Origin of the sequence: Marinobacter sp., assembly GCF_052094685.1 — a bacterium.
Lineage (GTDB): Bacteria > Pseudomonadota > Gammaproteobacteria > Pseudomonadales > Oleiphilaceae > Marinobacter.
This window is the reverse complement of the sequence record NZ_JBQDKB010000163.1, coordinates 1-4,107: the sequence shown is the minus strand read 5'-3', so window position 1 is coordinate 4,107 and position 4,107 is coordinate 1. Positions and strand designations below refer to the sequence as shown.

At 53.6% G+C, this 4,107-nt stretch carries 4 protein-coding genes; all 4 read right to left on the bottom strand.

Annotation, left to right across the window (positions count from 1 at the left end; genetic code table 11):
- Positions 1 to 110 precede the first annotated feature (110 nt).
- Genes lnt through ACTH3S_RS18020 form a run of 4 tightly spaced genes read right to left on the bottom strand, consistent with a single transcriptional unit; the run spans position 111 to position 3,958 of the window.
- Complete coding sequence (lnt, locus tag ACTH3S_RS18035) at positions 111 to 1,661, bottom strand: apolipoprotein N-acyltransferase (protein ID WP_441810391.1); 1,551 nt, start codon at positions 1,659 to 1,661, stop codon at positions 111 to 113.
- On the bottom strand, positions 1,651 to 2,499 hold the full coding sequence (locus ACTH3S_RS18030) for an HlyC/CorC family transporter (protein WP_441810390.1): 849 nt from the start codon (positions 2,497 to 2,499) through the stop codon (positions 1,651 to 1,653). Before ACTH3S_RS18030 ends, lnt begins: the two co-directional genes overlap by 11 nt.
- Positions 2,496 to 2,966 carry an rRNA maturation RNase YbeY gene (gene ybeY, locus ACTH3S_RS18025; RefSeq protein ID WP_441810389.1) on the bottom strand — a complete coding sequence of 157 codons (471 nt, stop codon included), beginning with the start codon at positions 2,964 to 2,966 and terminating at the stop codon, positions 2,496 to 2,498. Before ybeY ends, ACTH3S_RS18030 begins: the two co-directional genes overlap by 4 nt.
- Positions 2,963 to 3,958: a PhoH family protein gene (locus tag ACTH3S_RS18020; RefSeq protein ID WP_441810392.1), complete on the bottom strand. Its 996-nt coding sequence runs from the start codon at positions 3,956 to 3,958 to the stop codon at positions 2,963 to 2,965. Before ACTH3S_RS18020 ends, ybeY begins: the two co-directional genes overlap by 4 nt.
- Positions 3,959 to 4,107 lie beyond the last annotated feature (149 nt).

Here is a 4,107-nt window from a genome sequence, read left to right as displayed (position 1 = left end):
CGGAGCCATGGATGGCGGAGCCGAGCCTACAAGGATGTACTTGCGGCGTGTTTTGCCTAGCCCCTCCACCCTCAGCTGCATGCACCAAGTTCAAGAGACTTGCAGTCAGTTCAGTTTTTAGGAATAACCCGCTCGCGAACGAACACAATCAAAATCAACGCCAGCGTCAGAACCGGCCAAGAAGCTGTCGACATGTAAGGCGTACTGCCGCTCGCCTTAAACACCTCGCCAGTTAGCACTGCTCGCTCAAACTGCGGAATGCGTGCCGTAATCTGACCCTTATTATCAATGATCGCTGTCACCCCATTATTGGTGCCACGAATCATATAACGCCCAGTCTCCAGCGCTCGCATACGGGCAATCTGCAAGTGTTGCAGCGGCCCCACAGAATCCCCGAACCAACCATCGTTGCTGATCGTCAGCAACAAATCCGTGTTCACCGCATTGCGTGCAAGAAAATCCGGGTAGGCCACCTCATAACAAATAAATGGCATCACCCGAGTGCCATTTGCATCTAAAGGCTCCTGATTTTCCGGGCCCCGAGTAAAGCTCGACATGGGCAAATCAAAAAAACCGATCAGCCCACGCAGAATGCCCTCAAGCGGAACATACTCTCCAAAAGGCACCAACTTTTGCTTGTGATAAATACCTTCGCCGGTGCCGATGGCCATAATGCTGTTGTGATACGTAAAGCCACCGGCTCGCTCGCTATAACCGTACCAGGGAATACCCGTAATCAGAGTGCTCTCTTCCCCAAGGTTTTCCGTGATGTGGTCAATGATCTTCCCAGCCTGATCCTGAGGAATGGGAATGGCCGTCTCCGGCCAGAGAATGAGATCGGTATCCCAGTAAGGCTCCGTCATGCCTAAGTAGGCCACAATCTGATCTTTCAAAAACTCTGGGTCCCACTTGATCTGTTGTGGAATATTGCCTTGCATGGCTGCTACCGACGTGGGCTCGTCACTGATGTCCGTCCAGTCAACGCGGTTCAATATCGGAGCTACCAGCCAAGGAATCAGTACCGTAACAGCTACAATGCCGGCACTGGCGTGGCGCTGTTTAATGATAAGCCAGCCCGCCGCAAAAATGGCAGCGCCGCTCGCAGCGATCAAGAAGGTGAGGCCGTGAACGCCAACCACTGGCGCCAGCCCTGCTAGCGGGCCATCGGTATGGGCGGTGCCCAGATACAGCCATGGGAAACCGGTTAGCAGCCAGCCACGAAGCCAGTCCCCAAGAATCCAAATAGCGGGGAAGAGGATAAGTCTTCGCACCGCGTTGCTTTTTGCCAGCTTGCCCCAAAACCAGAATGCGAGGGCAGGGAATAAAGCCAGCCCAGCCACAAAGGCAACGGTAAGCAAAACCGAAATGGGGATCGACGTATTGCCGAATTCACTGATGCTGATGTAAACCCAGCTTGCACCTGAACCAAACAGCCCCATTCCTGCCAGCCAGCCTGCAGAGAAGAGCTTTTTTGCCGTCAGAGGGATGGTAACCAGCAGCATGAGCAGCATGGAAACCGGGCCAAGCCACCAAAAATGGAACGGCGAGAAGGTTAGGGTTTGCAAAGCGCCGGCAACCACAAGGGTTGCGGCACTTAACCAACGGTTGGAGAGAAGCGGGTGAACTGGGGTAACAAGGGATTCTGAATTGTCATTGCTCACTGCGGGTTACCTGTAACAGACGGATGACACGATTGTCGGCGTTGGCAATGGTAAAGCACAAACCACCGAATTCAACCGTTTCTCCCCGTCTGGGCAGGTGCCCGAATTCCTTGAGCACGACGCCGCCAATGGTATCGAACTCCTCCTCATCTAACCCCGTATTGAAAAATTCGTTGAAGTCATCAACCGGCGTGACTGCCTTTACGGCGTACGAGCCATCGCCCCGAGTCTTAATGTGGGTTTCTTCGTCGAAATCGTGTTCATCTTCGATTTCCCCAACAATCTGTTCCAGTACATCTTCGATGGTCACCAGGCCAGCCGTTCCGCCGTACTCGTCTACAACGATTGCCATGTGATTACGGTTTTCCTTGAACTGCTTGAGAAGCTGGTTCAGGCGTTTACTCTCGGGAACAAATGTGGGTGGGCGAAGAAGCTCGCGCACATGAGACCAGTCCATATCGTCATCAAGGGCCAGCGGTAGAAGATCTTTTGCGAGAAGAACACCGACGACATCATCTTGGCTGTCGCCAATAACCGGGAACCGGCTGTGGGCAGACGCGATGATTTCATCCAGATACTCTTTCGGATCCTGAGAGGCCCGAACGGTGACCATTTGGGAGCGTGGAATCATGATTTCATCCACGCGCATGTCCACCACCTGCATGGCACCTTCGATGATGCTCATGGCATCCACGTCGATAATGGCCTGGGATTCGGCATCCCGCAGGATTTCCAGTACGTCTTCGATACATTCAGGCCCACTGGAGAAGGCATGTGATATACGCTCCAGCCAAGACTTGTTGGTGCCTTGACTGCGACTCGACTGATCGTCGCTCATGAGTCTTTTACCGTTTCCTCTGCGTAGGGATTGCCGAACCCAAACTGTGCCAGCAACCGGATTTCCAAGGCCTCCATGGCCTCAGCGTCTTCATCGTTAATATGATCGTAGCCTTGAAGATGCAACATACCGTGCACAACCATGTGTGCCCAGTGAGTGACTGGCTCTTTGAGCTGTTCGAGGGCTTCACCTTCGACCACCGGAGCACAAATAACCAGATCTCCGGCTAATGGCACCGTTATACCGGCTGGGGCTTCAAATGGAAAGGACAATACATTGGTGGGTTTGTCCTTTCCACGGTACTGGTGATTCAGCGCTTGGCCTTCTTCAATGTCGACAATGCGGATCGTTACCTCGGATGGTTCCTGCCCTAGCCAGGCTGCTTGAGCCCAAGCCCGAAATAGGGATTCTTCGGGCACGCCTGGCCCTTTAAACACGCTTTGAAGATCAACCGTCAGTTCACTCACTGTTTACGGTCGCTCCCTTTTCCGCTTCCTTCATCAAACGAGTCGTAGGCTTCTACAATACGCTGAACCAGCGGGTGCCGAACAACGTCTTTGGCTTCGAATCGGGTAAAGCCAATGCCTGTGACGTTATTAAGAACCCCAGCCGCATGGATTAGCCCGGAATTCTGGCCGCGAGGTAGGTCTATCTGGGTGGTGTCGCCAGTGATTACGGCAGTGGAGCCGAAACCGATCCGCGTGAGGAACATTTTCATTTGCTCACGGGTGGTATTTTGGCTTTCATCCAGAATAATAAACGAGTTGTTCAGTGTGCGGCCACGCATGAAGGCCAGAGGGGCAATCTCGATCACGCTTTTTTCAATCAACCGCGTGACATTGTCGAACCCGAGCATTTCATAGAGCGCGTCGTACAGCGGCCGGAGATACGGGTCTACTTTTTGCGCCAAGTCGCCGGGCAGAAAGCCAAGTTTCTCACCGGCCTCAACCGCTGGGCGTACTAACAGAATCCGTTTTACCTGTTCGTCTTTCAGAGCCTCCACCGCACAGGCCACGGCCAGCCAGGTTTTACCTGTACCAGCAGGGCCAATGCCGAAGTTGATATCGTGGGAGCGAATGCTGTGCACGTACTTCTGTTGATTCGCACCGCGAGGTTTGGCGGTGAGTTTTGGGGTCTTGATGGTGGTGATGGAGCCATCAAACGGTATGTCGTCGGGTAGTCGCTCAAATCCGGTTTCCCGGATGTATAGGTGAACCGTATCCGGTGAGATGTCTTCGGTGGCTTCGGTTTCCCGATACAGGTGGCGGATGACTTCTACCGCGGCAGCTACGTGCTCGGTTTCACCTTCCACCCGAAAATGATGGCCGCGGCGACCAACGCGTACTTGCAGGCGCCGTTCGATGTGTTTCAGGTTTTCGTCAAACTGGCCGCATAGGGTGGCCAGTCTGCGCTGATCGACTGGATGTAAATCGAATTGTCTGGAATCGTTGGTGTCCAAGTTTTCTCCGTTATACTCCCGTGTATTCCCTGGGAGCATGCATATCTTGTATGGGGGTAACGGCCCTGAGTTGGAACCGCCTCCCAAAAAACGCCCGTAAATACGTCCATGTAGGGCTTGGTCGCGCCATCCTTGGCGCTCCACATTTT

Excerpts from the sequence above, each read along its gene's own strand:
- ACTH3S_RS18030 (WP_441810390.1), bottom strand. The coding sequence starts at position 2,499 with ATGAGCGACGATCAGTCGAGTCGCAGTCAAGGCACCAACAAGTCTTGG.